Source organism: Actinomyces sp. 2119, from assembly GCF_003591215.1.
GTDB classification, from domain to species: domain Bacteria; phylum Actinomycetota; class Actinomycetes; order Actinomycetales; family Actinomycetaceae; genus Actinomyces; species Actinomyces lilanjuaniae.
The window spans coordinates 42,510-68,469 of the sequence record NZ_QYRR01000001.1 but is presented as its reverse complement, the minus strand read 5'-3'; the positions used below and the strand labels follow the sequence as shown (position 1 = coordinate 68,469).

The 25,960-nt window shown below is 66.5% G+C and carries 17 protein-coding genes, 4 tRNA genes and 1 other RNA gene; 13 read left to right on the top strand and 9 right to left on the bottom strand.

Features of this window, described 5'->3' with window-relative positions; translation table 11 throughout:
• Nucleotides 1-33 precede the first annotated feature (33 nt).
• Together D4740_RS00300 and D4740_RS00295 are read right to left on the bottom strand one after the other, a co-directional pair.
• Nucleotides 34-3,759, bottom strand: coding sequence for a bifunctional [glutamine synthetase] adenylyltransferase/[glutamine synthetase]-adenylyl-L-tyrosine phosphorylase (locus D4740_RS00300; RefSeq protein ID WP_119834962.1), 3,726 nt, complete (start codon nt 3,757-3,759; stop codon nt 34-36).
• Between the two features lie 72 nt (nt 3,760-3,831).
• Nucleotides 3,832-5,163: a glutamine synthetase family protein gene (locus D4740_RS00295; protein ID WP_119834961.1), complete on the bottom strand. Its 1,332-nt coding sequence runs from the start codon at nt 5,161-5,163 to the stop codon at nt 3,832-3,834.
• Nucleotides 5,164-5,430: 267 nt separating this feature from the next.
• On the opposite strand from D4740_RS00295, the gene panB reads away from it, so the two are divergent.
• Nucleotides 5,431-6,264, top strand: coding sequence for a 3-methyl-2-oxobutanoate hydroxymethyltransferase (gene panB, locus D4740_RS00290; protein WP_119834960.1), 834 nt, complete (start codon nt 5,431-5,433; stop codon nt 6,262-6,264).
• A gap of 116 nt (nt 6,265-6,380) precedes the next feature.
• Here the strand turns inward: panB and D4740_RS00285 are convergent, their stop codons facing one another.
• Nucleotides 6,381-7,118 carry a histidine phosphatase family protein gene (locus tag D4740_RS00285; RefSeq protein ID WP_119834959.1) on the bottom strand — a complete coding sequence of 246 codons (738 nt, stop codon included), beginning with the start codon at nt 7,116-7,118 and terminating at the stop codon, nt 6,381-6,383.
• A gap of 72 nt (nt 7,119-7,190) precedes the next feature.
• Between D4740_RS00285 and map the strand changes: the two genes are divergently transcribed.
• The 3 genes from map (at nt 7,191) to D4740_RS00270 (ending at nt 10,425) form a co-directional block, all read left to right on the top strand.
• Nucleotides 7,191-8,087, top strand: a complete 897-nt coding sequence (gene map, locus D4740_RS00280; RefSeq protein ID WP_119834958.1) for a type I methionyl aminopeptidase — start codon at nt 7,191-7,193, stop codon at nt 8,085-8,087.
• A 79-nt stretch (nt 8,088-8,166) separates the two neighbouring features.
• Nucleotides 8,167-8,928: a polyphosphate--glucose phosphotransferase gene (gene ppgK / locus D4740_RS00275; protein WP_119834957.1), complete on the top strand. Its 762-nt coding sequence runs from the start codon at nt 8,167-8,169 to the stop codon at nt 8,926-8,928.
• A gap of 333 nt (nt 8,929-9,261) precedes the next feature.
• Nucleotides 9,262-10,425, top strand: coding sequence for a hypothetical protein (locus tag D4740_RS00270; protein ID WP_119834956.1), 1,164 nt, complete (start codon nt 9,262-9,264; stop codon nt 10,423-10,425).
• Nucleotides 10,426-10,590: 165 nt separating this feature from the next.
• On the opposite strand, the gene rnpB is transcribed toward D4740_RS00270, so the two are convergent.
• Nucleotides 10,591-10,990: RNase P RNA component class A (rnpB, locus tag D4740_RS00265), an RNA gene on the bottom strand.
• 110 nt (nt 10,991-11,100) lie between these two features.
• Here rnpB and D4740_RS00260 point away from each other — a divergent pair.
• The gene (locus D4740_RS00260; RefSeq protein WP_119834955.1) at nt 11,101-11,919 is read left to right on the top strand and encodes a YaaA family protein; all 819 of its coding nucleotides are present in this window, start codon (nt 11,101-11,103) and stop codon (nt 11,917-11,919) included.
• Between the two features lie 142 nt (nt 11,920-12,061).
• On the opposite strand, the gene D4740_RS00255 is transcribed toward D4740_RS00260, so the two are convergent.
• The gene (locus D4740_RS00255; RefSeq protein WP_119834954.1) at nt 12,062-12,796 is read right to left on the bottom strand and encodes a zinc ribbon domain-containing protein; all 735 of its coding nucleotides are present in this window, start codon (nt 12,794-12,796) and stop codon (nt 12,062-12,064) included.
• Nucleotides 12,797-12,852: 56 nt separating this feature from the next.
• Nucleotides 12,853-13,737 carry a Nif3-like dinuclear metal center hexameric protein gene (locus D4740_RS00250; RefSeq protein WP_259390561.1) on the bottom strand — a complete coding sequence of 295 codons (885 nt, stop codon included), beginning with the start codon at nt 13,735-13,737 and terminating at the stop codon, nt 12,853-12,855.
• 162 nt (nt 13,738-13,899) lie between these two features.
• Between D4740_RS00250 and D4740_RS00245 the strand changes: the two genes are divergently transcribed.
• Nucleotides 13,900-13,994, top strand: a tRNA-Ile gene (locus tag D4740_RS00245).
• A 9-nt stretch (nt 13,995-14,003) separates the two neighbouring features.
• Here D4740_RS00245 and D4740_RS00240 read toward each other — a convergent pair.
• Entirely contained in the window at nt 14,004-14,774 is a 771-nt protein-coding gene (locus D4740_RS00240; RefSeq protein WP_259390560.1) for a hypothetical protein, read from the bottom strand.
• A gap of 3,067 nt (nt 14,775-17,841) precedes the next feature.
• Here D4740_RS00240 and D4740_RS00230 point away from each other — a divergent pair.
• A tRNA-Leu gene (locus D4740_RS00230) sits at nt 17,842-17,927 on the top strand.
• Nucleotides 17,928-17,966: 39 nt separating this feature from the next.
• Here the strand turns inward: D4740_RS00230 and D4740_RS00225 are convergent.
• Nucleotides 17,967-18,039: transfer RNA gene (locus tag D4740_RS00225), tRNA-Val, on the bottom strand.
• A 169-nt stretch (nt 18,040-18,208) separates the two neighbouring features.
• Nucleotides 18,209-18,616: a DUF3052 domain-containing protein gene (locus tag D4740_RS00220; protein WP_119834952.1), complete on the bottom strand. Its 408-nt coding sequence runs from the start codon at nt 18,614-18,616 to the stop codon at nt 18,209-18,211.
• Nucleotides 18,617-19,077: 461 nt separating this feature from the next.
• On the opposite strand from D4740_RS00220, the gene aceE reads away from it, so the two are divergent.
• The 6 genes from aceE (at nt 19,078) to D4740_RS00190 (ending at nt 25,864) form a co-directional block, all read left to right on the top strand.
• Entirely contained in the window at nt 19,078-21,837 is a 2,760-nt protein-coding gene (aceE, locus tag D4740_RS00215) for a pyruvate dehydrogenase (acetyl-transferring), homodimeric type (protein ID WP_119834951.1), read from the top strand.
• Nucleotides 21,838-22,122: 285 nt separating this feature from the next.
• A complete protein-coding gene (locus D4740_RS00210; RefSeq protein ID WP_119834950.1) occupies nt 22,123-23,370 on the top strand; it encodes a CdaR family transcriptional regulator in 1,248 nt (415 codons plus the stop codon).
• A 152-nt stretch (nt 23,371-23,522) separates the two neighbouring features.
• Nucleotides 23,523-23,783: an acyl carrier protein gene (locus tag D4740_RS00205; RefSeq protein ID WP_119834949.1), complete on the top strand. Its 261-nt coding sequence runs from the start codon at nt 23,523-23,525 to the stop codon at nt 23,781-23,783.
• A gap of 29 nt (nt 23,784-23,812) precedes the next feature.
• On the top strand, nt 23,813-25,108 hold the full coding sequence (locus D4740_RS00200; RefSeq protein ID WP_119834948.1) for a beta-ketoacyl synthase: 1,296 nt from the start codon (nt 23,813-23,815) through the stop codon (nt 25,106-25,108).
• A gap of 47 nt (nt 25,109-25,155) precedes the next feature.
• On the top strand, nt 25,156-25,701 hold the full coding sequence (locus D4740_RS00195) for a hypothetical protein (RefSeq protein ID WP_259390559.1): 546 nt from the start codon (nt 25,156-25,158) through the stop codon (nt 25,699-25,701).
• A 91-nt stretch (nt 25,702-25,792) separates the two neighbouring features.
• Nucleotides 25,793-25,864: transfer RNA gene (locus D4740_RS00190), tRNA-Asn, on the top strand.
• Nucleotides 25,865-25,960: the final 96 nt, after the last annotated feature.

Below are 25,960 nucleotides of genomic sequence, written 5' to 3'. Positions count from 1 at the left end.
AAGCCCTGACCGGATCATGAGGCGCCGACAGCTTCAGCTCCACGGGTAGGGTCCCTCACCGACGCGTCCGCCTGGCCCCGGTCTTCGCCGCCACGACGAGACAGCTCGGCCGCCCGAGGCCCTCGTCTCCTTAACCCCCGTCCCCCGCAGGCTGCCTCTCTCCGGGGTCGTCGCGTCCCGACCGAGCACGGCCCGGGCGGAGGCGCCCCCCGCGCCCCTGCGAGGCCTCCGACGGGCCACGGCCCTGCTGGTCGCAGCGGTGGTACTACCACTGGAGCCACCAAAAAGGATCCTCTCCGTCACGGCCCGGGCGTGGCGGGCACTCCGACGGTAGAGGTCCTCCAGCTCACGCTCGTGGCCGCCCTCCAAACCGATCAGCCTCCCCACCAGACGGATCTCCCGGATCGCGTCCGGCAAGACCTCGCGCCTGGGCACGCTAGTCCGCCCGGTCCCTAGCACAATCGCCGCCCGCAGCCTGCTGGCAAGGAGCCACGCGGTAGTCAGGCATGCCGCGTCCTCGGTGTCAAGCAGGTCGGCAGCCGCAGCCGCCCGCAGGGCTGCCAGTGTCGAGGTGGTACGCAGCTCCTCGACCTGGTCGGCGTGAGCCAGCTGGAGGACCTGGGCGCACCACTCCACGTCACTGAGGCCTCCTGGACCCAGCTTGAGGTGGCGAGCCGGGTCCACAGCCCGCGGTAGCCTCTCGGTCTCCATCCGCGCCTTAATGCGCCGGATCTCCCGCCGTTCCTGTCCGCTCAGACCACCCTCAGCCCAGCGCAGCCCGGCCACAAGGTCCTCAAAGGCCCGACCGAGCTCGCTGTCACCGGCGCAAGCCCGTGCTCGCAGCAGCGCCTGCCTCTCCCAGACGGCCGCCCACCGCCCGTAGTAGTCCGCGTAGGAGTCCAGGGACCGGCTCATAGGCCCCTGACGCCCCTCTGGCCGTAGACCTGTGTCAACCTCTAGTGGGTGGGGCCTGGCAGCCGCCAGCAGCCGGACGGTCCAGCGTGCGACCGCGTCCGCCTCCTGGGCCGCCTGGGCCTCGTCAGCGCCAGGACGTGACCGATGCACGAAGAGGACGTCAGCGTCTGAGGCGTACCCCACCTCCAAGCCCCCTAGCCGACCCATGGCAATGATCGCGTGCTCAGCCAGCGCCGTTGGCCACTGCAGGGAGGAGCTGGGCCCCTGTGCCACGGCGGACGCTCCCTCACGCAGCGCTATCACCAGTCCGGTGGCCACGCACAGGGCACCTGCCAGGACGGCGTCCGTGGCACCGGTGAGAATCGTGGACGTGCGCTCAGGGCTGATCGCATCCAGGCAGTCAGCCAGCGAGGCGCGCACCTCCTCCCGGGCGCGCACCCTGACCACGGCCTGGACCGCCTCCAGGGCCTGCCTCTCCAGGGCCGCCTCGTCGGGACCGGTCAGAGGACGTCGGCGCAAGACGGAGACAGTCTCCTCATACAGGGCCTCCTGCCGCCGAGGAAGCAGCTCGTCATCGTCGTCAAGCCAGGCGATGGCCTCCGGAAGCTCCGACAGGCGTTCACAGACCCAGTGGGCGCAGGACAGGACGTGGCACAGCCTGCGAGCCGCCACCGGGGAGTCGCGCAGCATCGCCAGGTACCAGTGGGAGCCGCCCACGGCCTCGGAGAGACGGCGAAACGACAGCAGCCCGAAGTCCGGGTCCGCCCCCTGCCCCATCCAGCCTATGATGACCGGCAGCAGCTGTCGCTGGATGGCAGCCCGACGGCTCACGCCCTCGGTAAGAGCCTGGATATGGCGCAGGGCGCCCTCAGCGTCGACGTAGCCGAAGGCAGCCAGGCGCTCGCGGGCGGCCTGAGGGCTCAGCGCCATCTCATCGGCGCTCAGGGACGCGGCGGCGCCCAGCAGCGGCCGGTAGTAGATCTCCTCGTGAAGGGCGCGCACCCGCCGCCTCAGTTCACGAAAGACCGTCCACAGAGACTCCGTGTCAGCCACGTGACGGTGCAGACCTCGCCCGATACGGCGCAGGTCCTCCTCACGGGAGGGAAGGTCGTGGGTACGGCGCAGGCGGTAGAGCTGGCTGCGGTGCTCCAGCAGACGCAGCGCCTTGTAGCAGTCGCTCATGGCTGCCGCGTCCTGCCGAGCGACGTAACCGCCCCGACCCAGGACCTCCAGGGCCTCCAGGGTGCCACGCACACGCAGGGAGGTGTCCGAGCGACCATGGACCAGCTGGAGGAGCTGGACGGTGAACTCCACGTCCCGCAGTCCTCCAGGACCCAGCTTGATACGCCGGTCCCGTTCTCCCTGCGGAGCGGACTCTCTCTCCACGCGTCGGCGCATAGCCCGGGCGTCCTCCACGAAGTTCTCCCTGCGCGTGGCCTCCCACACCAGGGCGGACACCGCCTCCACGTAGGCCGCCCCCAGCTGACGGTCCCCGGCGCTGGGACGAGCCTTCAGCAGAGCCTGGAACTCCCAGGAGGCCGCCCACCGCTGGTAGTAGACCAGGTGGGAGTCCAGTGTACGTACCAGCGCGCCGTCCTTTCCCTCCGGACGCAGTGCCGTGTCCAGCGGCCACAGGGGAGGCTCCACAGCAGTGGCTGACACGACCCGCGCCAGCTCGGTGGCGACCTGGGTGCCGACCGAGACCAGTTCCTCCTCGCTCAGGGGCGCGCCAGCCTCCTCGCTCAGGGTCGCGCCAGGGCTGGGATCCCCATCGTTGCCGTCGCTGGTGACACGAGCACCACGACCGGCCTCCTGCGAGCCGGGGGCACCCACCACGTAGATAACGTCGACGTCAGAGACGTAGTTCAGTTCGCACGCACCTGTCTTTCCCATGGCGATAACCGCCAGGGCCACGCTGTCTGCCCGTGGCCCGACAGCCGCCCTTGCCACGAGCAGCCCGGCATCCAGGGCCGCGTCAGCCAGCTCAGCCATACGAGCACCCACGACTGCGACGTGGTCAACTGGCTGTTCACACGTCAGGTCGTCTGCGACGATCGTCAGCAGCCGGTCCCGGTAGGCGCACCTCAGCGCGGCAGTGGCGCGCAAAAGGGTCGCGCTGTCGGGACCCGGACACCTCGGGGACCGGGCGCCCAGCACGTCTGTCACAGCCTGGCGCAACAGCTGGCGGGTCGTGGGCTGTGCTGCTACCTGCCACGCCCTGGCTGGGGCCAGGGCCGTCAGTCGCTCAGGGTGGGAGACCAGGAAGTCACCCAGGGCCTGGGAGTGCCCAAGGACCGCGAGGAGCCGACGCCGGTGCTCCCCGAGCGCTCCCGCCTCCACGTCCCCAGGAGCCGGGTTGGCCTCGGTCCTGTCCCCGCTGTCGGCTCTGGCTCGGTCCTGCTCCCCCCCGTCCTGCTCCTCACGCCCCCCGCTAGCCTCGGCGCCTCCGGCCAGAAGCCGACGCAGCAGGCGGGCGGGCTCATGCCTGCTGTCCACGCGCCCCGACCCGTGCCCCGCGACGGCACCGGGCAACTGGCTGTAACGGGTGCAGGCCTGGGCGAGCCGGACCAGTGCCAGCAGGGCCAGATCCGGGTCGGCCGTGTCCGACATTGCCGTCAGGAGCGCCTCATGACGGGCGTCAGGCTCGGCGAGGTCGCGCGCACCCGGCGGGTACGGTCCTGGGAGAGGATGCTCAGCAGGACCCGTAGCAGGAAGGTAGTCCGCCAGGACCGGGTCTACCAGGAGCACAGCGGCTCTGACGGGGTCGGCGAACCCTGCGCGCAGAAGACGCACACGGGCCGAGGGCGGGCGTCCGCCCACCCTTCCTGTCACGTCTGCCTCCATGGGCACCTCCGTACCTGCCCGGCCCCAGCAGGACCGCGGCTGCGCCCTTTCTCCCCACAGCCCGCCCCGAGGTCAGGAGCGCGGGAAGAACTGGCTGATCTCGAAGTCGGTCACCTGGGCGTCGTAGGCCTGGTACTCGCGACGCTTATTGCGGATGAAGTACTCGAAACTGTCCTCGCCAAAGGTGTCAGCGACCAGGTCGGAGTGCTGCATCGCGGCCACGGCACTCTTCAGGGAGGTCGGCAGAGCGTGGATGCCCAGTGCCCTGCGCTCGACGTCGGACAGCGCCCACACGTCGTCCTCCGCCTCCGGCGGCAGCTCGTAACCCTCCTCAATCCCCTTGAGCCCGGCAGCCAGGATGACAGCGTAGGCCAGGTACGGGTTGGCAGAGGAGTCGATACCCCGGTACTCCACCCGTACTGACTGTGCCTTGCCCGGCTTGTGCATGGGCACGCGCACCAGCGCGGACCTGTTGTTGTGCCCCCAGCACACGTAGCTGGGAGCCTCGTCCCCGCCCCACAGGCGCTTGTAGGAGTTGACGTGCTGGTTGGTCACCGCTGTGATCTCTGCGGCGTGGTGGAGCAGGCCCGCGATAAAGGAACGCCCGGTGGCGGAGAGCTGGTACTGGCCAGCCGGGTCGAAGAAGGCATTGTGCTCTCCCTCGAACAGGGAGAAGTGGGTGTGCATGCCGGAGCCGAACTCTTTAGGGAACGGCTTGGGCATAAAGGTGGCCACCGACCCTTCCTGGAGGGCAACCTCCTCCACAACTGCCCTGAAGGTCATGATGTTGTCCGCCATGGACAAGGCGTCGGCAAAGCGCAGGTCGATCTCGTTCTGCCCCGGACCTCCCTCGTGGTGGGAGAATTCCACTGAGATCCCCATCTGCTCCAGCATGAGGATGGCACGGCGCCGGAAGTCGTGGGCGGTGCCTCCGGGCACGTGGTCAAAATAGCCGGCCTCGTCGGTGGGACGGATTCTCCCCTCAGAGTCCCGGTTGACCAGGTAGAACTCGATCTCGGGGTGGATGTAGCAGGTGAATCCCGCCTCTGCCACCCGGGCGACCTGCCGCTCCAGCACCGCCCGAGGATCGGTGCGGGCAGGCTCCCCATCGGGGGTCAGTACGTCACAGAACATCCGGGCCACACCGTTGGCCCCGTCCCTCCACGGCAGCATCTGGAATGTCGAGGGGTCGGGGGCCAGCAGCATGTCGGACTCGAAGACACGGGTGAGCCCCTCGATCGCCGAGCCGTCGAAGCCGATCCCCTCCTCAAAAGCCCCCTCGACCTCCGCCGGGGCAATGGCCACCGACTTGAGCCGACCGGAGACGTCAGTGAACCACAACCTCACAAAACGGATGTCCCGCTCCTCGATCGCTCGCAGAACGTACTCCTGCTGCTTGTCCATGGTGCCTCCTCAGCCGTGCCCTGGTACCGCCAACGTTAGCGGATGCCGGCAGCAGTGCTGCGGTGTACCGGGACACTGGCGCCTGCGCCTGGCTCCGCTCCCTGCCGGGACCGTGTCGTCTCCCGGCAGCCGACCGGTGAGGCGAGGCAGCCGGACACGGGAGGAACCGGGCAGCACTGCCGCGTGACCGAGGTCGCACCACCCGTGATCGACCTCGTGGCCGGGAACGGCGTCGCGGGCTGCGGCCACAGGTAATAACCTTGTCGCATGGTGTCTTCAGCCTCCTCCGGCCCGGGTGGTGCCCGGGGCCGCGTCCGTGTTCACCACCTGGCCCAGGCCAAGGAGCGTGGCGACAAGATTGTCATGCTCACCGCCTATGACGCCGTGACCGCCAGGATCCTTGACGCGGCCGGCACCGACGTGCTCCTGGTGGGGGACTCCGTGGGTAACGTGGCCCTGGGGTACGACTCCACCATCCCGGTGACTCTGGACGAGATGGTGGTCGCGACTCGCGCGGTCGCCAGCGCGGCCTCACGCGCCCTGGTGGTGGCCGACCTGCCGTTCGGCACCTACGAGGCCGGGCCCCAGCAGGCTCTGGCCAGTGCCGTGCGCCTGGTGAAGGCGGGTGCCCAGGCGGTTAAGCTGGAGGGGGGCGTCTCCCGGGCGTCCTCCGTGCGTGCACTGACCGAGGCGGGTATCCCGGTGGTGGGGCACCTGGGCTTCACACCGCAGTCGGTCAACGCCCTGGGCGGCTACCGGGTCCAGGGGCGCGGCCAGGAGGCAGCCGACCGCCTAGTGGCCGACGCCCGGGCTCTGGCTGAGGCTGGCGCGGTGGCACTCGTCCTGGAGATGGTGCCCGCGCCGGTGGCGGACAGGCTGACTCGCAGTGTCACGGCTCCCACCATCGGGATCGGCGCAGGTCCCGGAACAGACGGCCAGGTCCTGGTGTGGACGGACATGGCGGGCGTGAGCGAGTGGTCCCCCCGCTTCGCCAGGCAGTTCGGCCACGTCGGCGATGCACTCAAGGAGGCTGCGCAGGACTACGGCAGGGCGGTGCGCGAGATCTCGTTCCCCGCGCCGGAGCATACCTTCGACGCCTGACGGCGTGCCTACGGCCTTTCCTGCGCCCCCTCCTCGGTGCTGCTCTGGCTTCTCGTCATCCCTGCGCCTCCTCCCTGCGCCGCGACGGACCTGCCGCTCCTGTCGGCAGTCGGCGGCTACAGCCCCTCCGGCCTGGACAGGTCCAGCGGAGCAGGAACCACGGCGTCCAGGAACTCGCTCATGTCACCTACCTGGAAGGTCACACCCTGGCGGCCGGGGTCCTCCCCCCAGGCGAGCAGCTCAGGAGCACCGTCGGGAGCGCCAGGATCGACTTTGACCGTGGTCACCGAGCAGTTGGCCAAGGGCCTGGCAACGAGGGCCTGGACCGCCTGGGTCCCCAGCCACCGCAGGGCCAGGATCGTGATGGTCATGCCGTGGGAGACCACTAGGACCTCCGGATCCGCCCCCGCCACTGCCGCCTGTGCCTGCAAGTCGGACAGGATGCGCGCCAGCGCGCCGTCCATGTCCGCAAGGTAGTCACGGGCATGGATGCCGCCCGGTGCCCCGGGGTGGGTTCCGGCCAGGACACCGGGCAGGTGCCGGTCTACCGGGAGAGCGGCGTGCATCTGGGCGTCCGGTCCCCCGTCGTAGTGGCCGTAGTTGTACTCCCGCAGGCCGCTGAGCCGGGTTGCGACGAGCCCGGGGTGGGCCTGCAGAAGAATCTCCGAGGTCTCCATCGCCCTGCCCTGGGGGCTGGTGTAGGCCGCTGTCAGCGATGTCCCAGCCAGGTAGTCACGGCACATAACGGCGCCTGCGCGCCCCTGCCTGGTCAGGGGCGAGTCGCACGCGCCCTGAGTACGACGCTGCTCGTTGAGGACGGTACGGCCATGACGGACCAGGTGAATCTTCGCCACCGGCGCATCCTAGGCCCAAGTCGTCGGGCCTGCACGGGTCCAGGATCCCGGCCTGATACCTATGCTGGGCACATGATGGCACCTACGACCTCCCACCTGGCTGACCGGGCACCACGCGGCACCCTCGTGCCCGGGACCCTCGGCCCGCAGCGTCCCGTCCCTGACACGATCCCGCGACCCGAGTACCTGTTCCACGACGGACCCGAGCAGGTGACCGCCGCCGAGGTCAAGGACGCCGAGACCGTGGAGCGCATCCGTGCTGCCGGCCGCCTTGCTGCCCAGGCACTGGCTACCGCCGCCGACGCGATCGCCCCCGGCGTCACCACCGACGAGCTGGACCGGATCGCCCACGAGTTCCTCTGTGACCACGGCGCCTACCCCTCCTGCCTGGGCTACATGGGCTTCCCCAAGTCCATCTGCACCTCGGTCAACGAGGTGATCTGCCACGGCATCCCCGACTCCACGGTCCTGTCCGAAGGCGACATCATCAACCTGGACGTCACGGCCTACTACGACGGGGTCCACGGGGACACCAACGCCACCTACCCGGTGGGCGAGGTCGACGAGGAGTCCGCACTGCTCATCGAGCGCACGCGAGCCGCCATGGACAGGGGGATCAAGGCCGCCCGCCCGGGGCGCGAGGTCAATGTCATCGGCAGGGTCATCGAGTCCTACGCCCGCCGCTTCGACTACGGCGTGGTGCGCGACTACACCGGACACGGCGTGGGCGAGGCGTTCCACTCCGGTCTCATCATCCCCCACTACGACGCCGCTCCCCTCTACGACGACGTCATTGAGGTCGGCATGGTCTTCACCGTCGAGCCGATGCTCACCCTGGGAGACATCGAGTGGAGACAGTGGGAGGATGGGTGGACGGTGGTCACTGCCGACCGCTCGCGCACCGCCCAGTTCGAGCACACCGTAGTGATCACGGACACCGGCGCGGAGGTTCTCACCCTCCCGGCCTGATGCCAGCCTGGCACCAGGCCGGGCAGCCGAGGTGCCGGGTTCCGCGCGGACACCGGAATCGAAAGGACCTTATCCAGATATGAGCACAGATATCGCTATCGGCGTCGATGTCGGCGGATCCGGTATCAAGGCCGCTCCCGTGGACCTGGGCACCGGTGAGTTCACCGCTGAGCGTCTGCGTGTGGCCACGCCCCAGCCTGCCACCCCGGATGCGGTGGCCGACGTGGTCTCCCGCCTCGTCACCAGCTTTGACCTACCCGCAGAAGTGCCCGTGGGGGTCGCGGTACCGGCTCCGGTCAAGCGCGGGGTCGTCGCCTTCATGGCCAACCTCGACCCCTCCTGGGCTGGGACCGACGCCAGGGCGCTGATGGCCCAGGTCCTGGGCCGCCAGGCCACAGTCGTCAACGACGCCGACGCTGCCGGCTACGCGGAGGCTCTTTACGGAGCGGCCAGGGAGGTGCAGGGCCTGGCCATCGTCACGACCCTGGGTACCGGAATTGGTTCTGCCCTGGTCATGAACGGCGTGCTCGTCCCCGGCACGGAGCTGGGACACCTGGAGATCGACGGCTACGACGCGGAGAAACGTGCCTCTTCCGCAGTCAGAGAGAGAAAGGACATGTCCTGGAGGAAGTGGGCCAGACGCCTGCAGCGGTACTACTCCCACCTAGAGATGCTCTTCAGCCCCGATGTGTTCGTCGTCGGCGGCGGAGTGTCTCGCAAGCACGAGAAGTTCCTTCCGCTCCTGGATCTCACGACGCCGATCGTGCCGGCCAGCCTGCTCAACCGTGCCGGCATCGTGGGCGCGGCCGCCCTGGCGGCATCGACACGGTCCTCGGTCTAGCCTCGGTCTGACCCCACTCTGACGCTCTTGTGACTGGTGGCGCGGCAGTTCGTCCTGCCGCAGCCGCCTTGGGCTGGCTCAGTCCTGTATCGTTATCGCCCGTCGCCACGAGTGTGGCTGATCGGCTGCATAACATATGCCGCTGGTCCTACTCCAGAAACGGCGTGACTGTATTTTTCGTTAGCATCCTCATCTGAATGGGATGCACAGAATCGGTCTCGTCAGCTGCAGGGCGCATTCTCGCCTCGCACATGAGCCACTGACGTGTAGATTGGCTCTTGTGCGGCGTCCCGCGCTGCCCCTACCCCGTCATTTCTTTTCCCGGAGGTTCACATGGCACTGCGTTTCAACCCACCGCCGAACTGGCCAAGGCCGCCGGAAGGCTTCGAGCCGCCCCCAGGGTGGCAGCCTGATCCTGCCTGGGGACCGGCACCAGAGGGCTGGCAGCTCTGGGTTGACGACTCAGCGCCCACCACTGGTCTCTCCGACGCCGGTTCAGCCGCCGTCCCGGGAACCGACCCGGCCTGGGCGCCGACGGGCAGTGCCTCGAGCGCCCCCACCGGGCCTGCTGCCGCGTCGGCCGAGACCGCCTCAATGCCAGCTCACGTGGCTGACCCCACAGGCTCGTCCGCCTCTGCGCCTTCAGGAGACTACGCGCCCTCCTCCGCTCCGGCTGGCTACGACCCCGGCGCGGACTACTCCCAGGCACCGACACCCTTCCACAACCAGGCCCCAGGAGTTCCTCCCGGCGGGCCACAGGGGCAGACCGGAGGCTGGCAGCCGGTCGACGTCGCAGGCGGACTGAGCCCAGCCCCCGCCTCAAAACCTGTCACCCGGCAGTGGTGGTTCTGGACCATTATCGCTGCCGTCCTGGTCGTGGCCCTGGTTGTGACCCTCCTGCTGGTCAACCGGAGCAGCAGTAACCAGGCTGGCGGCGCCACCACACAGAGCTCCAGCGACACCGGCAGCAGCAGTGACGACGACGCTGACAGTAGTGACAACAACTCGGGTGGCGGGTCAGGCGGGGAGGGAACCTCGGCAGACACCGCTATCGACCCCACCCAGCAGGACGTGGTCCTGCCCTCCACGCGCGAGGAGGACAAGGACAAGGGCATCCAGATCACCGTCCACTTCGACGCGGTCACGTGGGACGCTAATGACACGCTGAAGGCAGACAACGAGTACATCTACGAGGAGCCGCCCGAGGGTCAGGTCTACATCACCGTCCCGATCACCGTGAGCTACGAAGGTGAGGGCCAGTTCGACAAGTACGACCTGGACATCACCTACGAGGACGGTGGGAACACCTCAGAGCCCGAGATATTCATTGACGACAAGTCCTTCTACTCCCAGTCCATGCCTCGCAACGGCGGGTCGGCAACCGGCTACTACGCCTTCCTGATCAGCGAGGACTCGGTGAACTCGGGCAACTTCGTCATCTCCGCCTTTGACACCTACTCCAGTGACAGAGAGGAGTGGTTCGTGCAGGCCAAGTAGGCCCGCACCTGCCCCGGGCCTGGCCAGGACCTGGCTAGCCAAGCTGAGCAGCAGGTGCGTCAGGCTCCCACAGACCGCGGCACGCGGCCCCTTCCCGGGGCCGCGTGCCGCGTCTGTCAGGGGAAGAAAGGTGTCAAGGGCAGAAAGGTGACTGTGACAGGGGCGCGGACAAGCTGGCCTGTACGCCGGGTTCTGTTACCACCCACCGTTACCGGACTGGGTGGCGGCGACCATTCATCTTGGACCGCCGTTGCCGACGGCCTCACGCGACCTACCCGCTGACTCAGGCGAGCAGCCCTCAGACGTCAGCTGTGCGGTCTTGCTCCAGGCGGGGTTTACCTAGCCGCAGCGGTCACCCGCCACGCTGGTGGGCTCTTACCCCACCCTTTCACCCTTACCGCCCGGTACACGGACGGCGGTCTTCTTTCTGTGGCACTGTCCCGCGGGTCACCCCGGGTGGCCGTTAGCCACCGCCCTGCTCTGTGGAGCCCGGACGTTCCTCAGCCTGTCTGGTGCTCCAGGAGCCTGGGCCACCAGACAATACCGCGGCCGCCCGGCCAGCTTGTCCGCAGGCAGCAGCATACCGTACTGACCACCTTACCGGCCTCTAGCAGCCCTCCTGGCGCCTGGTGCTGCTTGCAGCTACCTGAGGCTGCCGTGTCCTAGGATGCGCTCGTGCTCATCCTCCTTCCTCCCTCTGAAGGGAAGACCGCGCCCCGAGAGGGACCAGCCCTGAGGCTGTCTACTCTGCTGGAGGCGCAGGAACTCACTGGCTCCCGAGTACAGGTCATGGACACGCTCGCGCGAGCCAGCGCCCGCAAGGACGCTGCTGCCGTCCTCGGCCTGGGGCCCCGAACCCTCGGGGAGGTACAGACGAACTTGCGTCTTGAGACAGCCGCCTGCGCTCCGGCCTACGACCTGTTCACCGGAGTCCTCTACGAGGCCGCAGACCTGCGGGGACTCGGGAGCCAGGAGGGTACCCACGCGGTCATGGACAGGCACCTCATCATCATCTCCGGCCTGTGGGGAATCCTGCGACCCACAGACCGGATTCCTGACCACCGGCTCCCCATAGGCTCGGCGCTTCCCGGGCTGGGCCGAATGGCAGCCTACTGGCGGCCGCGGCTACAACCTGTCCTGGAGACCACTGCCGCTGGCAGGGTCGTCGTGGACTGCCGCTCCACGGCCTACGCCTCGGTCTGGCAGCCTGCCAGGTCCCTCCTGGCCTCGGCACACAGCCACCTGGTCCGGGTGGCTGTCGTACGGACCGGACCGGGTGGTGCCCGCCAGGTGTTCTCCCACGGCGCCAAACGAGCACGTGGGCAGCTTGTGGGGACGCTGCTGCGCGCTCTGTCCTCAGGCGCCCTGAACCCGCAGAGCAGTACCAGCGCGGTCGCTGAGGCCGCTGCCAGCATGGACGTAGTCCGCGACGTGGAGCTGAGCGAGCCGGACAGGCAGGGCCGACAGTCGCTGACTCTCGTCACGCGGCACTGACACAGTGCTGACCACAACTGATCCACGACTGATCAGGACTAACCACGGTGAGTGGCCAGCACATAACGTGCCACGGCCAGCCGGTACCCACAGGGAGCACGGCTCCTCACTATCAGTACCTCACCGTGTGCCTCTGCGCATCTCAGATGTCCATACGCACCACGATGACGTCGTTCTCCTCCGCGCGCAGGACGGCGTCCTCGGGGGCCGAGGCGAAGCGTGCATACTCTTGAGGGCTGATCTCCAGCGACCCACCCTCGATGCGCCCCGCGCGAAGGGCTACTGCACCCAGGCCACCTGTACGAGACCGCACCTCCTCGTACTCAGCCAGCAGCTCCGCGTCAATACCTCCCACCACGTCACTGCGCTGGTCTTCCACGGCAGCGCGCTCCTGGTCCAGCTGCGCGAGTCGCTCGTCCCGCTCCGCGGTCAGTTGGCGCCCCGCAGCCCGGATGTCCTGCTCCTCCTGGGCCAGGCGGTCCGCCTGCGCCTGGGCCGACTCCAGCGCCTCCAGAGTACTGACCTGTCTGTCCTCCAGCACCTGCTGGCGCTGTCCCAGGTGGTCAATCTCGTGCTGGATGGCGCTGAGGTCACGCGCCCCGGTCTCACCGGAGTGAAGACGCTCCCGCAGGGCCTGCGCACGCCGCACCACCTGGGCCACCTCCTCCTCACTGCGCTCGGCCTCCTGCCTGGCCTCCGCCAGCGCCGCTTGCGCCAGAAGGGCCTCGCGCCTGTTCGTCTTCAGACGCTCCACAGTGGCCTCGATACGTTGAAGAACCGGCAGCCGGGAGCGTTCGTGACGCAGCCGGGCGAGCCTGGAGTCCAGAGACTGCAGGTCGATCAGCATCCGCTGCTGGGTGATGGGTGCACTCCTCACGGCGGGGTATCCTTCGTCAGGGTCGGCGGCAGGTGCCTCGGTATTGTCTCACGGCCTCATGGGCGCCAGCACCCAGTTGGAACACGCAGTGCCCATGGATCTGTGACGACAGCCGACACCTCTGTCTCAAGCCGCCATCCCCGTGCCGCAGCCCTCTGCGCGAGGCCGCGGGCCAGTGGAGGCAGTCCCACCCACTCAGTGGCCCAGTGGGTCCCGCACAGGAGGTAAGGGCGTCCCGCCTCCAGGTGCTCCGAGGCGGGATGGTGGCGCAGGTCAGCAGTGACAAAGACGTCAGCACCAGCGCGACGAGCCGCGTCCAGGAGTGAGTCCCCTGAGCCACCACTGACTGCCACGGTCTCGACCTCCTCCTCCAGGCACCCACCGACCAGCAGCCCCGGAGCCGAGTCTGGCAGCACTGCAGCGACGCGCTCAGCCAGGTCTCTCAGGGACACGGGCCTCTCCAACTGTCCGACGCGCCCGATCCCCACCTGCGGATCCTGTGCGCTGGGCTCCAGCGGCACCGTGTCGCGCAGTCCTACCTGATCAGCCAGGGCGTCCGCCACTCCCCCGTGCGCGGCGTCCAGGCAGGTGTGGGCGTTGAGCAGGGCGATACCACGACGGATGAGAGTGTGGACGACATGACCCTTGGCGTCGTCGGCACGTACGGAGTCTGTCCCACGCAGGTAGAGGGGGTGGTGGGTGATAATCATGTCCGCCCCCCGGCTCACTGCGTCTTCGACAACGTCCTGCACGGGGTCCACCGCCAGCAGGACGTGGCCGACGGACCAGGATGGGTCGCCGCAGATAAGGCCGTTGGAGTCCCACGGGGCAGCGAGCTCTCGGGGCGCCAGCTCGTCCACCATGGCGACGATGTCAGCAACTGTCGGGGAGCCCGAGGAGTGTGGTGGTCGGGCCCCTGGCCCGTGCGGTGCACTGCTCACGGGTCCAGCCTACGGCTACCTGCCGCTGGGGCAGGCACAGTCCCCCCGCAGTGCCACATAGCAGTACCGGTGCTGCCAGCGCCCAGGTGCCTGGGTAGGATAGGGTTGTGCCGGTGCCACCTACGGCGCCCCGGCCTACGTGCCAGCACCAGGCTGGTTGACGCCCCCATAGCTCAGCGGTTAGAGCAGCGAGCTTATACCTCGTTTCGTGCCTGATAAGCACAAGGTCCTGGGTTCGAATCCCAGTGGGGGTACCACGACCGCCTTCAGTCGAAGGGCGGCTGCAGGCTGGCGTTGCTGCTTACGTAGGCCAGGAGGCGCGACAGGCTGTCGGCAGATTCCGCCCCGTCAGCCTGATCGGCCAGTTGGTCGCCAGCCGCACCATCGGCAGGGTCAGGATTTATGTTCGCGTTGTCCACGCCGCCGTCTCCTTCGTCGCTCGGTCTGTCATCCGGCAGAACAACCCGCCCCTCCTCATCAACCAGCGGGTTGACCAGGACTGTGTCGAAGAAGACTTGGTTAAGTAGCTTCCTCAGATGGGCGGGTGCATCGCTGTAGAGGCGGTGGCAGTCTTCGAGCAGGTCAAGGGCCTGATGAAGCGCTGCCGCAGCGCGTGTTCTGCACCAGCAGGCGGGCGCCACACTGACCGCAGTACACCGTTGTTTTGAAGTGGTGGGTGTGCTGGCGCTCGCGCTCACCATAGCGACGCGAGGCCAGGACGGTCTGGACGTTCTGCCAGGTCTCGACGTCGACCAGGGTTCATGCTGCCCGGGGTACTCGACGCCCTGGAGGGTGACGATACCCTTGTAGTAGGGGAGGCGCAGCATACGATGCAACTGGGCGCGCTCCTCATTGAGGTCGACGATGCGGATCTCTCTGCCGTGCTCGTCTCTGGCGCGCACGTTGATGTACCCCAGCGGTGCCTTACCCAAGGTCCCGTCATTCCTGGCTTTTTCGCCCATTCCCCTGATGATCTCATTAGCGAGACTGCGGCTGTAGTACTCAGCGATGGAGCTCATGATGCCGTGCAGCAGCATGCCGCCAGGCGTCCGCCGCGCTGGGCATGCTCGCGGGCGGACACGCGGATGCAGGAGACGGCTCGCTTGGGGGTGACCTGGGCGCCATGGCAGTGAAGGGACCGGGAGCAACAGTTCCTGCGGCTACCGCACCTCCTACTGCGCTACCGTCCATCGCACCAGTTTGCGTCGTTTCTGGTTCCATACCCTCATCCTCCTTTCGCTTCCGCTTTTGTCTGGGCATACCAGCCACCATGGCTGGCGTCTCTTTCCATGAACGCTCAGAATGCACAGGAAGTCCAGTGCGAAGTATGGCGAGATGGAGCCGACCAGGGATCGGGAGGAGACAGAGGGGATGCGAAGTTCACCAGCCAGGTGGTTCAGCGCTGACGGCCCATCCGATTCCACCACCGGTCCAGCAGAGGCGAAGCAACTGGACGACAGCGGTCACCCCTGACGGCGTGGACAGCAGATGGGGGTAGCCCACCAGGGGCTGTCAGTCGCAGCCAGAGATCGTGACCAAACCGCCAAACAGCACGGGAAAGTGGGACTACTTGAGTGCGGCGATTCGTCTAGCGAAACTTCTGGTGAAAGTCGATTCGGCCTAATGACTCGCTCACCATCCGCGCCTTCCGCGCTAGCTCATTGCAGGCCACCATTCAGGTGCGCATCATCGGGGAGGTGCCAACCAGCATCTGGCAGTTCACCTGCGCCAGCCCCTTTGCACACCCACAGAGCGCCAACCAGCACAACCGCACTGTCCTGGATGCCCAGCATAGAGCGACTCTCACCCAGCGCGACGTGCATGGTGGGCTGTTTGGCGAGTTTGGATGGGAATGGTAACGAAGGTGAGGAGTAGCGGCGTCTCGCCAATGCGCTGGGCAGCCCCAGAGCCACACAGAGGGACAAGGACGTAGCCGGGGCGCCGACGCAGCGGTCACAAACTAGACGAATTAACACTGCCAGCCTGCCTGGCGATAGCACAAACGTCAGGTGGCAGGATACCGCCACACCCGCGCATTAGAACTGACCAACTGCTGCAAATTTTGGCGATAGCCACAAAAATACATAGCCTGAGGTCGATTTTTCGGTATTTTTTGGGCCTTGAGGCGCCAGTCCGCCCACTTCCCACAACAACGTCCCGCCATCGCTGTCCTGGCGAACAAGCCCCCTATGGGAACCCACAGTGAGGAGTGATATACGTTCCAAACGTCCAGAACGATATGCGGGCCAGCGCGTACCCAGCGCGACGACGGAGACAGACATGCGCTACCAGGCAGACACTGACGCACTCAGGCTGCGGCGGCACCAGCAGCTGGCGCCGCCCGGCAACCTGCCCGTGCCTGCCTACCGCCGATGGCACCAGCCTGCCGCACACCATTTGTGTCCCCCATGTGGTGCAGCCATGGATCGATATTACGAGGCAGTTGCTTTTCGAATACGTCCGCGAATTTGCTCTTCACTCTGGGGTTTTCTCAACCAGACGCCCGATGGTGGGCGCACCAGTTTTGACGTACCCAAGAATTCAGGAAAAGAGCATGAAAAGTAGGACTCTTGTAGCAGGCGGCCTTTTGAGCATCGCACTGCTGTCTTCAACTATCAGTGGTATTCCGCAGGCTGCGGCGACGGAAGATGCCCCCATTGCCTGCTGCGTCAGCAGCAACTTGCGCTGCAAGTGATCAGGCCGCCTCGGCGGAAGGCTCGCTCAACGAAACCGCCCGGACTTCAACCCCCGCTCCATGGGACAGTTTGGCTATCAGTGCGGTCTCGACTTTGTCGGAGCCGCACATGACGAATAGCGCCCTTTCAATACATACGAAGCGGGACTGCGACCGGGCATACGAGCGAGACAGTAGAAGGTGCAGGAGGGCTCCGGGTGGAGCACGAGGGCGTGCCATCTGCTGGGCCGCCATTGCCGCCAAGTACGCTACTTGTTTGGCGGGTGCTAATGGGTAGCACAAGGAGTCGGAGTCGCTCCGTGCTGCAGAGGCGTCTACGGACGCCTCTGCAGCACGGGTTCTGAGCGGAAGCTCCAAAGTGGATGTCGAGAGTATTTAGTTGCTGCGGAACTGAACTATATACCCGAAGTATATTGTGTCACCGCAATCTCGGCAACGACCTTGACAGATTTCTAATGACAGGTTAATATAGTGGCACCTTAAGGAGCCAGAGTTTGCAGAGTGGAAGACTATGTTCATAAGGCGATATTCGCCCAAGAATGGGCAGGATGTGAAATTTTCCTTGTCTTTACCGTCGCCAGTATCGGAGGATAATGACTCCGAATGGCAGATTGAAATGCGCTCGACAGGATTAAGGCCGCCGTTTAAACAGACCATGTACGGTGTTGACGCCATCCAAGCGTTTGAGGTGGCGCTCATGGTCTTGCGAACAGTTGAAGAAAAAGAAGGCCTTGAGCTCCCTGAAAACTAGCAGAGAGTCTTTAATAAGAGCGTGTTACTCCATGGGTTAGTCACGCATACGAGAAAGCACTGGGATCCATAGTCGACATCGCATTCTCGGTAACACTGACCCCGGCCTGAGTTGTCGAGAATTGAAGCTCAACTAGAATGTTGATAACTCTACACCGCGCGATACGACACCGCCACCCCACACAACCGATAGGCTGTCGAGCGATTTAACACCTGTCTGCCGGACGATCTCTTTGACGGGGACACCGGCGCGGCACAGGTCGGCCACCTGCTGGCGCCGCTCCGTCGTGAGGGGTCGAAGCTTCGTCTGCGTGATGTGACTAACTACACGCGGTGAGTGAGGTGCAGCGCCGGGCGTATCACTCTCATCGTGCTGCCGGTCCCTCAGGCTGTTGTCTGGTGCGGTAGCGCGCCGGTGCAGGTTCTCGCCTTGCGGCTCTGCTGCACCTGGCCTACGGGGGTGGCTTCGGCTCGTTGACATCGGCTCCTGGACCACCTGTCCCTTTGGCGCCCGATCGATACGCTATATTGGGTCCGGTACAAGCCTGGCCGCCCTCACCGGCGGCCAGCTTCCGCCGGAAGTCCAGCAGCGCCGTCAGATTGCTAGGGTCGATGCTGCGGAGTTGTACCGGCGCCCCGGACCATCCCAGGGGCGTCCTGCCCCCGTGGTGGAACCGGTAGACACCGCGACCTTAAAAGTCGCTGCCCACCGGGCGTGCGGGTTCGAGTCCCGCCGGGGGCACCATCTGAGCAGGCTCAGCGGCGCCCGGCCGTGGCGACGCGGTGGACCCGGCCGGACTCGAACCGACGACCGACGCGGTGTAAACGCGTTGCTCTACCAGCTGAGCTACAGGTCCTTCAGGACCCGCCCTGCCGCTACTGTCGAGATCTTCCACCGGCGACTGCCGGGCAGCTGTTGCTGCAAGGTGTCGGGAGCGTCCGGGCGAGCACGGGCAATGCTACAGGAGATCCCGCCAGCCCGACCAGTTGCGGCCGCAGTAGCACACCAAAAGTGGGGTGACCTGGTCAGCGTCTGCGGGTTGTGATCCTGGTCCCGCTCCAGCGCTCACCCATAGAGGCTGTTGACGTAGCGTGCAGGCCAGCGGTGGCAGCCGCCTCCTCGACCTCGGACGCAGGCACCGCGCCCCTCGTACGAGCCTTGGGAGTCAGCACCCAGATCAGCCCGGCCCCGTCCTCAAGATTCGCTTTCGCGTCCACGAGGAGGTCGGTCAGGTCGTCGACGTCACCGTCCTCCTGCCTCCACCACACGAGCGCCGCATCAGCGACGTCCTCATAGTCCTCGTCGACCAGCGCCATGCCAGTCTCGGCCTCGACCACCTCGCGCAGTGCCAGGTCGACGTCGTCGTCATAGCCAAACTCCTGCACAACGAGGCCGGAGGGGAAGCCGAAGCCTCCGCCCGCTGTAGTCACCACTTACTGACACCGTCCTTCCCGGATATCTGCACCCCGGGTCGGGCACAGCGGAACAAGCCCACCTCACCGAGGCCATCGACGCAAGCGAACACGCACATCTGCGTCCCTATACACGGCCTCTCCCATTTCCCCCTCGTGCCCCTCGTTCTTGTCCGTTCTCGTTGCCATCCCGACCTGACACACCGCGCCACCCGCTACCTGCTCGCGCTACTGACGACACCCGCCCGCCACCCAGCAACCCGCTACTGGTGCGTCACCTCACACACGCGAGGGGACCTTCATCCTCCCTCCACCCACCAGCAGCCCACCGAGAGCGCAGATTGACGTAGATTAGGTGCGTCAACCGCATACCGAGCACAGCGGCGCGCGGTACCGGCCACATGCTGGCACAAAGACGCGGGGGAAGGTGCACTCCTGCACCCGCACCGCCCCGCCGCACCGACGCGAGGAAGAAGGATTACGTGAGCCCCTCCAGCGACTCCACGCCACTTATTGACGGCCTCCTGACCAAGGTCACCGACAACGACCCTGAGGAGACACGTGAGTGGCGCGAGTCCCTCGACGCCCTGATCACGGAGAAAGGAGGTCCACGAGCACGGTTCGTGCTGCTGTCCATGCTGGCAGAGGCACGACAGAAGAACGTCACCGTGCCGACACAGCTGACGACCCCCTACGTGAACACCATCAACGTCGCCGACGAGCCCTACTTCCCCGGGGACGAAGACCTTGAACGCGCCTACCGGCGCTGGCTGCGCTGGAACGCGGCCGTCATGGTGACCCGGGCGCAGCGCCCAGGGGTGGGGGTCGGTGGACACATCTCCTCCTACGCCTCCACCGCCACGCTCTACGAGGTCGGCTTCAACCACTTCTTCCGCGGAAAGGACCACCCCGGAGGCGGCGACCACGTCTTCTTCCAGGGCCACGCCTCCCCCGGGAACTACGCCAGAGCCTTCATTGAGGGACGCCTGAGCGAGGCCGATCTTGACGGCTTTCGCCAGGAGGTCTCGCACCCGGCGCACGGCCATGGCCGCGGCCTACCCTCCTACCCACACCCCCGTCGTATGGAGGACTTCTGGGAGTTCCCCACGGTGTCCATGGGCCTGGGCCCCGCAGAGGCCATCTATCAGGCCTGGTTCGACAAGTACCTGTCCGGCTCAGGTATCAAGGACACCTCTGCTCAGCACACCTGGGCCTTCCTCGGTGACGGCGAGATGGACGAGCCGGAGTCCCGCGGCATGCTCCAGCTCGCTGCCTCCCAGCAGCTGGACAACCTGACCTTTGTCATCAACTGCAACCTGCAGCGCCTGGACGGGCCCGTGCGCGGCAACGGGAAGATCATCCAGGAGCTGGAGGCCTTCTTCAGGGGCGCAGGGTGGAACGTCATCAAGGTGATCTGGGGGCGCGGCTGGGACCAGCTGCTCGCCGCCGACAAGGACCACGCCCTGGAGCACCTCATGATGGAGACCCTCGACGGGGACTACCAGACCTTCAAGGCCAATGACGGCGCCTACGTGCGTGAGCACTTCTTCGGTCGCGATCCCCGTACCGCCTCGCTCGTCAAAGACTGGACCGACGACCAGATCTGGGCGCTGCAGCGCGGGGGCAACGACTACCGCAAGATGTACGCAGCGTACAAGGCCGCAACCGAGCACAAGGGCCAGCCCACGGTGATCCTGGCACACACCGTCAAGGGCTACATGCTCGGGAGCCACTTCGCCGGCCGCAACGCCACCCACCAGATGAAGAAGCTGGGTATCAACGACCTCAAGGGACTGCGCGACCGCCTCCACATCCCGCTCACTGACGCTCAGCTGGAGGCTGATCCTTCGTTCCCGCCGTACTACCGTCCTGCGGACGACGATCCTGCGCTGCTCTACATGCTTGAGCGCCGCCGCCAGCTCGGGGGGTTCCTCCCCGAGCGCAGGGATGCAGGCACCGAGCTGGAGCTACCAGGAGACAGGCCCTACGAGATCCTCAAGTCGGGGTCAGGCAGGCAGGAGGTCGCCACCACCATGGCCTTCGTGCGCCTGCTCAAGGAGCTCATCAAGGACAAGGGCATTGGACGCCGTCTGGTTCCCATCGTCCCGGACGAGTCACGCACCTTCGGCCTGGAGTCGTTGTTCCCGACGAAGAAGATCTTTAACACCCAGGGACAGAACTACACCCCGGTCGACGCGGACATGATGCTGTCCTACCGCGAGTCGTCCTCAGGCCAGCTGATGCACACCGGCATCAATGAGGCCGGATCGGCAGCACTGTTCCAGGTTGTCGGCACTAGCTACGCCACTCACGGCCAGCCGATGATCCCGGTCTACATCTTCTACTCCATGTTCGGCTTCCAGCGCACCGGTGACCAGTTCTGGGCGGCAGGCGACCAGCTGGCCCGCGGCTTCATCATCGGTGCCACAGCAGGGCGCACCACACTGACCGGCGAGGGCACCCAGCACATGGACGGGCACTCGCCCCTGATCTCGGCCACGAACGAGGCGGTCGTCACTTATGACCCGGGGTACGCTTATGAGATCCGTCATATTGTGCGTGACGCTCTGGAGCGCTGGTACGGTCCCGACTCGGGACGCAACCGTGACGTCATGTACTACCTGACGGTCTACAACGAGCCGATCCACCAGCCCGCCGAGCCTGAGGACGTTGACGTCGAGGGCATTATCCGTGGCATCCACCGCCTGGAACCGGCTCCGGAGGGCGAGGGACCCGAAGTCCAGCTGCTCGCCTCCGGAGTGGGGCTGCCCTGGATCGAGGAGGCGAGACGCCTGCTGCTCGAGGACTGGGGAGTCAGGGCGGCAACATGGTCGGTGACCAGCTGGAACGAGCTGCGCCGCGACGCCCTGGCGGCCGACAGGCACAACCTGCTGCACCCAGAGGACCAGCCCCGCACGCCGTTCCTGACATCGCGACTTACTGGTTGCCCAGGCCCGGTCATCGCTACCAGCGATTACGACCACCTGGTGCCTGACCAGGTTCGGGCATGGGTGCCAGGCAACTACTACACCCTGGGCGCTGACGGCTTCGGCTTCTCCGACACACGCTCGGCAGCCCGCAGGTACTACCTCATTGACGCCCAGTCTGTGGTGGTCAAGACTCTACAGGCCCTTGTCGAGCAGGGAGGTCTGGACCGGTCAGTCCTGGGCGAGGCCACGTCTCGCTACGCCCTGCACGACGTCAACGCAGGCTCCTCCGGCAACCAGGGCGGGCAGGCCTGACCGGGCAGGGGTCCTGGAGGACGTCCCGCCGTGCTCCAGGACCCCGACTGGGTGTCCCGACCAGCGTGCCACCGGTGCAAGCGACCAAGGCTGTCCGCACCCTAGTCGGGTCTGATCCCAGGCGCAGGCACCAAGCTACAGCCTCGTTACATGAGGAAAAATACAGTTAGTTCCCAGAGTTTCTGTTGCTATCCCTGGGAAAGACTGTGGCTTCGTGGCCCATCGCACGCCATGCCCAAGAGATCTTCCCGTGATTCACTGGATTTTGTCGGTACCATCCCAGTCATGGATGAGTTGAGCACTCCGGCAGTGTCTGCGCTGCGCCAGGCGCAGGACACACTTATCGAGCACTCACTGGACCGCATTAGCTCCGCTCACGATTTCTACAGAACCCTGCCTGAGGCTGATCGCGAGCAGATTGCCGCAGTGGCACGGCTGGGCGTCACCATGTTCGTGGACTCCGTCGAGAGCCCGGCGGCACCATCGGCCCCCTCCCAGATCTTCTCTGTGGCGCCAGCGGCGCTGACCGGCGTCATCACGCTGGAGCAGACCCTGGCCCTGGTACGCACCGTCCTGGACGTGGTCGTCGACGAGGCTCCGCAGGCCGTCCCGGAGGAGGACCATGACATGGTCCGTATCTTCGTGCTCTCCTTCGGACGTGATGTCGGATTCGCCGCTGCAGAGGTCTATGCCCGGGCGGCTGAGGCGCGCGGGGCCTGGGACGCCCGCCTGGAGTCGGTAGCGGTGGACTCCATGCTTCATGACGCCCCCGAGGATGCCGCCACCCGTGCCGGGACCGCGGGATGGAACGGCACCGGCCCCGTGGCTGCGGTCGCTGCACGGACCACGCTGGACGCCCTGGGCGTCTCCCGCCTGCGCAATGAGTGCCGCAGCCTCGCTAACGACTGCCTTGTGTCCGTCCGAGGAGACTCAGTCCTCATCGTTCTGGGTGGCAAGCCCGACGACTCAGAACCTCCTGCACCCTCACCCGCCACCACCACAGCCAAGAAGGGCGCCGGAAAGGGGGCAGCCAGGCGTTCGCGCGCCTCCTCCGCAGAGCTGCTCATCGACCAGGCGGCGATGCAGGTGGCCGCAGGTCTAGGTGGCTCAGCGGTGGTCGGCACGGTAGTGCCCGGCATCGGCCACGCTGGCCGGTCCCTGCGGTCTGCGCTGGCTGGGCTTCGGTCCCTGCCGGGCTGGAGGGAGGCACCCAACCCGGTCCATGCTGACGACCTCCTCCCTGAGCGGATCCTGGCTGGGGACGAGTTCGCTGCTGAGCAGATCCTCAGTCTCGTCCATGCTCCGCTACACGAGATGGGCGACCCTTTTGAGAGCACTGTCGCCACCTACCTGGCACTGGGACGGAGCCTGGAGGCTACCGCACGCAGCCTCTTCGTCCATGCCAACACGGTGCGCTACCGGCTAGGAAGGGTCAGTGAGCAGGTGGGGTGGGACGCCACCGACGCCAGAGACGGCCTGATGCTGCACATGGCCATCATAGTCGGCCGCCTCAGGGAGAACCGGGAGATCTGACGACAGCACCGCGGGCCACGACAGCACGGCACGACCGCGACAGCATTGCGGGAGCCACGGCACTACACTGCCCCTGCACCCACGCTATACCGTCTCGGTGCGTGCACGGAACCTCCTCCGTGCACGGGCCGCCGCACCTGAAGGAGTCTTTGGTGACAGACGACAGCCGCACCGCCAGCAGCGATGACGTCCTCGCTGCTGTCATTGAGATCGTCAGCGAGGAGACGGGTCTGGACGCCTCCCAGATCACCGGGGAGAGCCGGTTTGACGACCTTGACATCGACTCCCTGGGGCTGCTGACCGTCGCGACGCAAGCCGAGGAGCATTTTGGAGTCAGCATTGAGGACTCCGTCATCCCGACACTACCCACCGTCGGTGCCCTGGCGGACCTCGTGGTCCGCCAGCGGAACTGACCAGGCTGGCGGCAGGAGCGCCCAGGCCCATGCCTCCTGGACCATCGCGGCCTGACGGACCCGGGGAGGTCGTCGTCACCGGCCTGGGTGCTGTGAGCTCCCTAGGTGGCGACGTGCCGTCCACCTGGCGAGCTCTTCGGGCCTCGTGCTGCGGCGTGCGCATCCTGGAGGACGAGTGGGTAGACGAGTTCAGACTGCCGGTCCGCATTGGCGCTCCGCTTGCAACAGACGTCACTGCCCTACTTACGGTCAAGGAACGACGTCGGCTGGACCGAGCCTCCCAGTGCGCCCTCCTGGCTGCGCGCGAGGCCTGGGTGCAGGCCCGCAGCCCCCGCGTCGAGGCTGAGCGCCTGGCGGTGTCACTCGCTCCGGGCATGGGGCCTGTGCTCTCAGTCATGGGCACCTGGGACACACTTCGCTCCAGAGGACCTCGCCGGGTCGCTCCTACCGCCGTGCCCGCACTCATGCCCAACGCACCTGCTGCAACCGTCGGTATCGAGCTAGGTGCGGCCGCGGGCATCCACTCCCCCGTATCCGCGTGCGCCTCCGGGGCGGAGGCCATCGCATACGGAGCCGACCTTATCCGCCTGGGACGTGCAGACGTCGTCGTCGCCGGCGGCACTGACGCGGCTCTGCACCCTATGACAGTGGCAGCCTTTGCGGCCATGAGGGCGCTGTCAACCCGCAACGAGGAGCCGCTGACCGCGTCCAGACCCTTCGCCCCCGACCGGGACGGCTTTGTCCTCAGCGAGGGGGCGGGAGTGCTTGTCCTGGAGTCGGGCGAGCATGCTCGTGGCCGAGGAGCTCATGTGCTGGCCATCATGTCCGGCACGGGCGTGACCGCAGACGCCTTCGACGTCGCACGCCCTGAGCCCAGCGGCACCCAGCAGGAGCGGGCGCTGCGCCGCGCCTTGGAGGATGCAGGACTGGGACCCGACCAGGTAGGCCACGTCAACGCTCACGCAACCTCCACTCCTGCGGGGGACGCAGTCGAGGCAGGGGTCCTGTCGCGAACGGTACCGCAGGCGGCCGTCAGCGCCACCAAGTCAGCCACCGGCCACCCGTTAGGGGGTGCTGGTGGCCTGGAGGCCGTGCTGACCATCATGGCCCTGATCACCCAGTGGGCACCCCCAACCCTGCTGCCTGCGGGCATGGATCCACAAATCGCAACGACCGGCCTGGACGTCGTCGGCCCTGGCGGACGTCCCCTACGAGGGGTCGATGCTGCCGTCAGCACTTCCTTCGGGTTCGGGGGGCACAACGTCGCCCTGGTCTTCTCCCGGGGCCCCGCTGCGACGGGTGGGGACCGCACCCCGCCTCCATGACCCCCGGCACCCAGGGCTGCGACAGGGCCAACCGGTAGTCTGCTCCTATGCGACTTCGACGGAGTCCTCGCCGCACCAGGATGCCGACTGTCCTTGCCACACAGGTTGACGAGCGCCGCCTGGCGGAGGCCCCTGTGTCGCAGGATGGCTCCTGCTGGGCTGTGGCGACTGCCTACCACCTTGTCATCGTGTCCCTGGACAGCCAGCCTCACCACCTCCCGTGGGACCAGGTCGAGCACGGCTCCTGGAACGCTGAGGAGCGAGTGTTTCGCCTGCGCCGAACCGGGGGACAGGAGGAGGTGGTGCTACAGGTCCCAGGCGGACTGCGCCAGGAGGGCCGCTACGTACCGGTCGACGTGACGGCCTTCGCGCGAGCACTGCGCCAACGCGTCGAGGCTGCCCTTGTGCACAGCGCCGTCACCACCCTGCCCAGTGGGCAGGCGGCCTCCGCAAGCGTGCGACGTGACCCTAACGGAATCCTGTACTCGGTGACCAGCCCCCCGCACCACCAGGTGGCAGGCACCGAGGACGAGGAAGCCTTGCGGGAGCTGGAGCGACAGACGCGAAGTACTGTGGGACTGCCCATACGCTAGGCGCCACAGTTCAGCCTGTGGCCTTTCTCCTCCTCCCGGACTCGACGACGCGGGCGGGACGCTGCTAGAGTTCCACCCGCATGAGACGCATTCCCGCGTAGCTCAATGGCAGAGCATCCGACTGTTAATCGGACGGTTGCTGGTTCGAGTCCAGCCGCGGGAGCCCGCCCGAGCCCCGGCCTGCACCGGCCGGGGCTCCGTCGTCCCCGGGGGCGGGAACCGGCTCCTCCCCCGTCTCCAGCCACTGCACCGGCACACC

Excerpts from the sequence above, each read along its gene's own strand:
- D4740_RS00270 (WP_119834956.1), top strand. The coding sequence starts at position 9,262 with ATGGCACTGCGTTTCAACCCACCGCCGAACTGGCCAAGGCCGCCGGAA.
- D4740_RS00240 (WP_259390560.1), bottom strand. The coding sequence starts at position 14,774 with ATGCTGCTGCACGGCATCATGAGCTCCATCGCTGAGTACTACAGCCGC.
- D4740_RS00200 (WP_119834948.1), top strand. The coding sequence starts at position 23,813 with ATGCCTCCTGGACCATCGCGGCCTGACGGACCCGGGGAGGTCGTCGTC.
- D4740_RS00295 (WP_119834961.1), bottom strand. The coding sequence starts at position 5,163 with ATGGACAAGCAGCAGGAGTACGTTCTGCGAGCGATCGAGGAGCGGGAC.
- D4740_RS00300 (WP_119834962.1), bottom strand. The coding sequence starts at position 3,759 with ATGGAGGCAGACGTGACAGGAAGGGTGGGCGGACGCCCGCCCTCGGCC.
- map (WP_119834958.1), top strand. The coding sequence starts at position 7,191 with ATGATGGCACCTACGACCTCCCACCTGGCTGACCGGGCACCACGCGGC.
- D4740_RS00210 (WP_119834950.1), top strand. The coding sequence starts at position 22,123 with ATGGATGAGTTGAGCACTCCGGCAGTGTCTGCGCTGCGCCAGGCGCAG.
- D4740_RS00195 (WP_259390559.1), top strand. The coding sequence starts at position 25,156 with ATGCGACTTCGACGGAGTCCTCGCCGCACCAGGATGCCGACTGTCCTT.
- ppgK (WP_119834957.1), top strand. The coding sequence starts at position 8,167 with ATGAGCACAGATATCGCTATCGGCGTCGATGTCGGCGGATCCGGTATC.
- panB (WP_119834960.1), top strand. The coding sequence starts at position 5,431 with ATGGTGTCTTCAGCCTCCTCCGGCCCGGGTGGTGCCCGGGGCCGCGTC.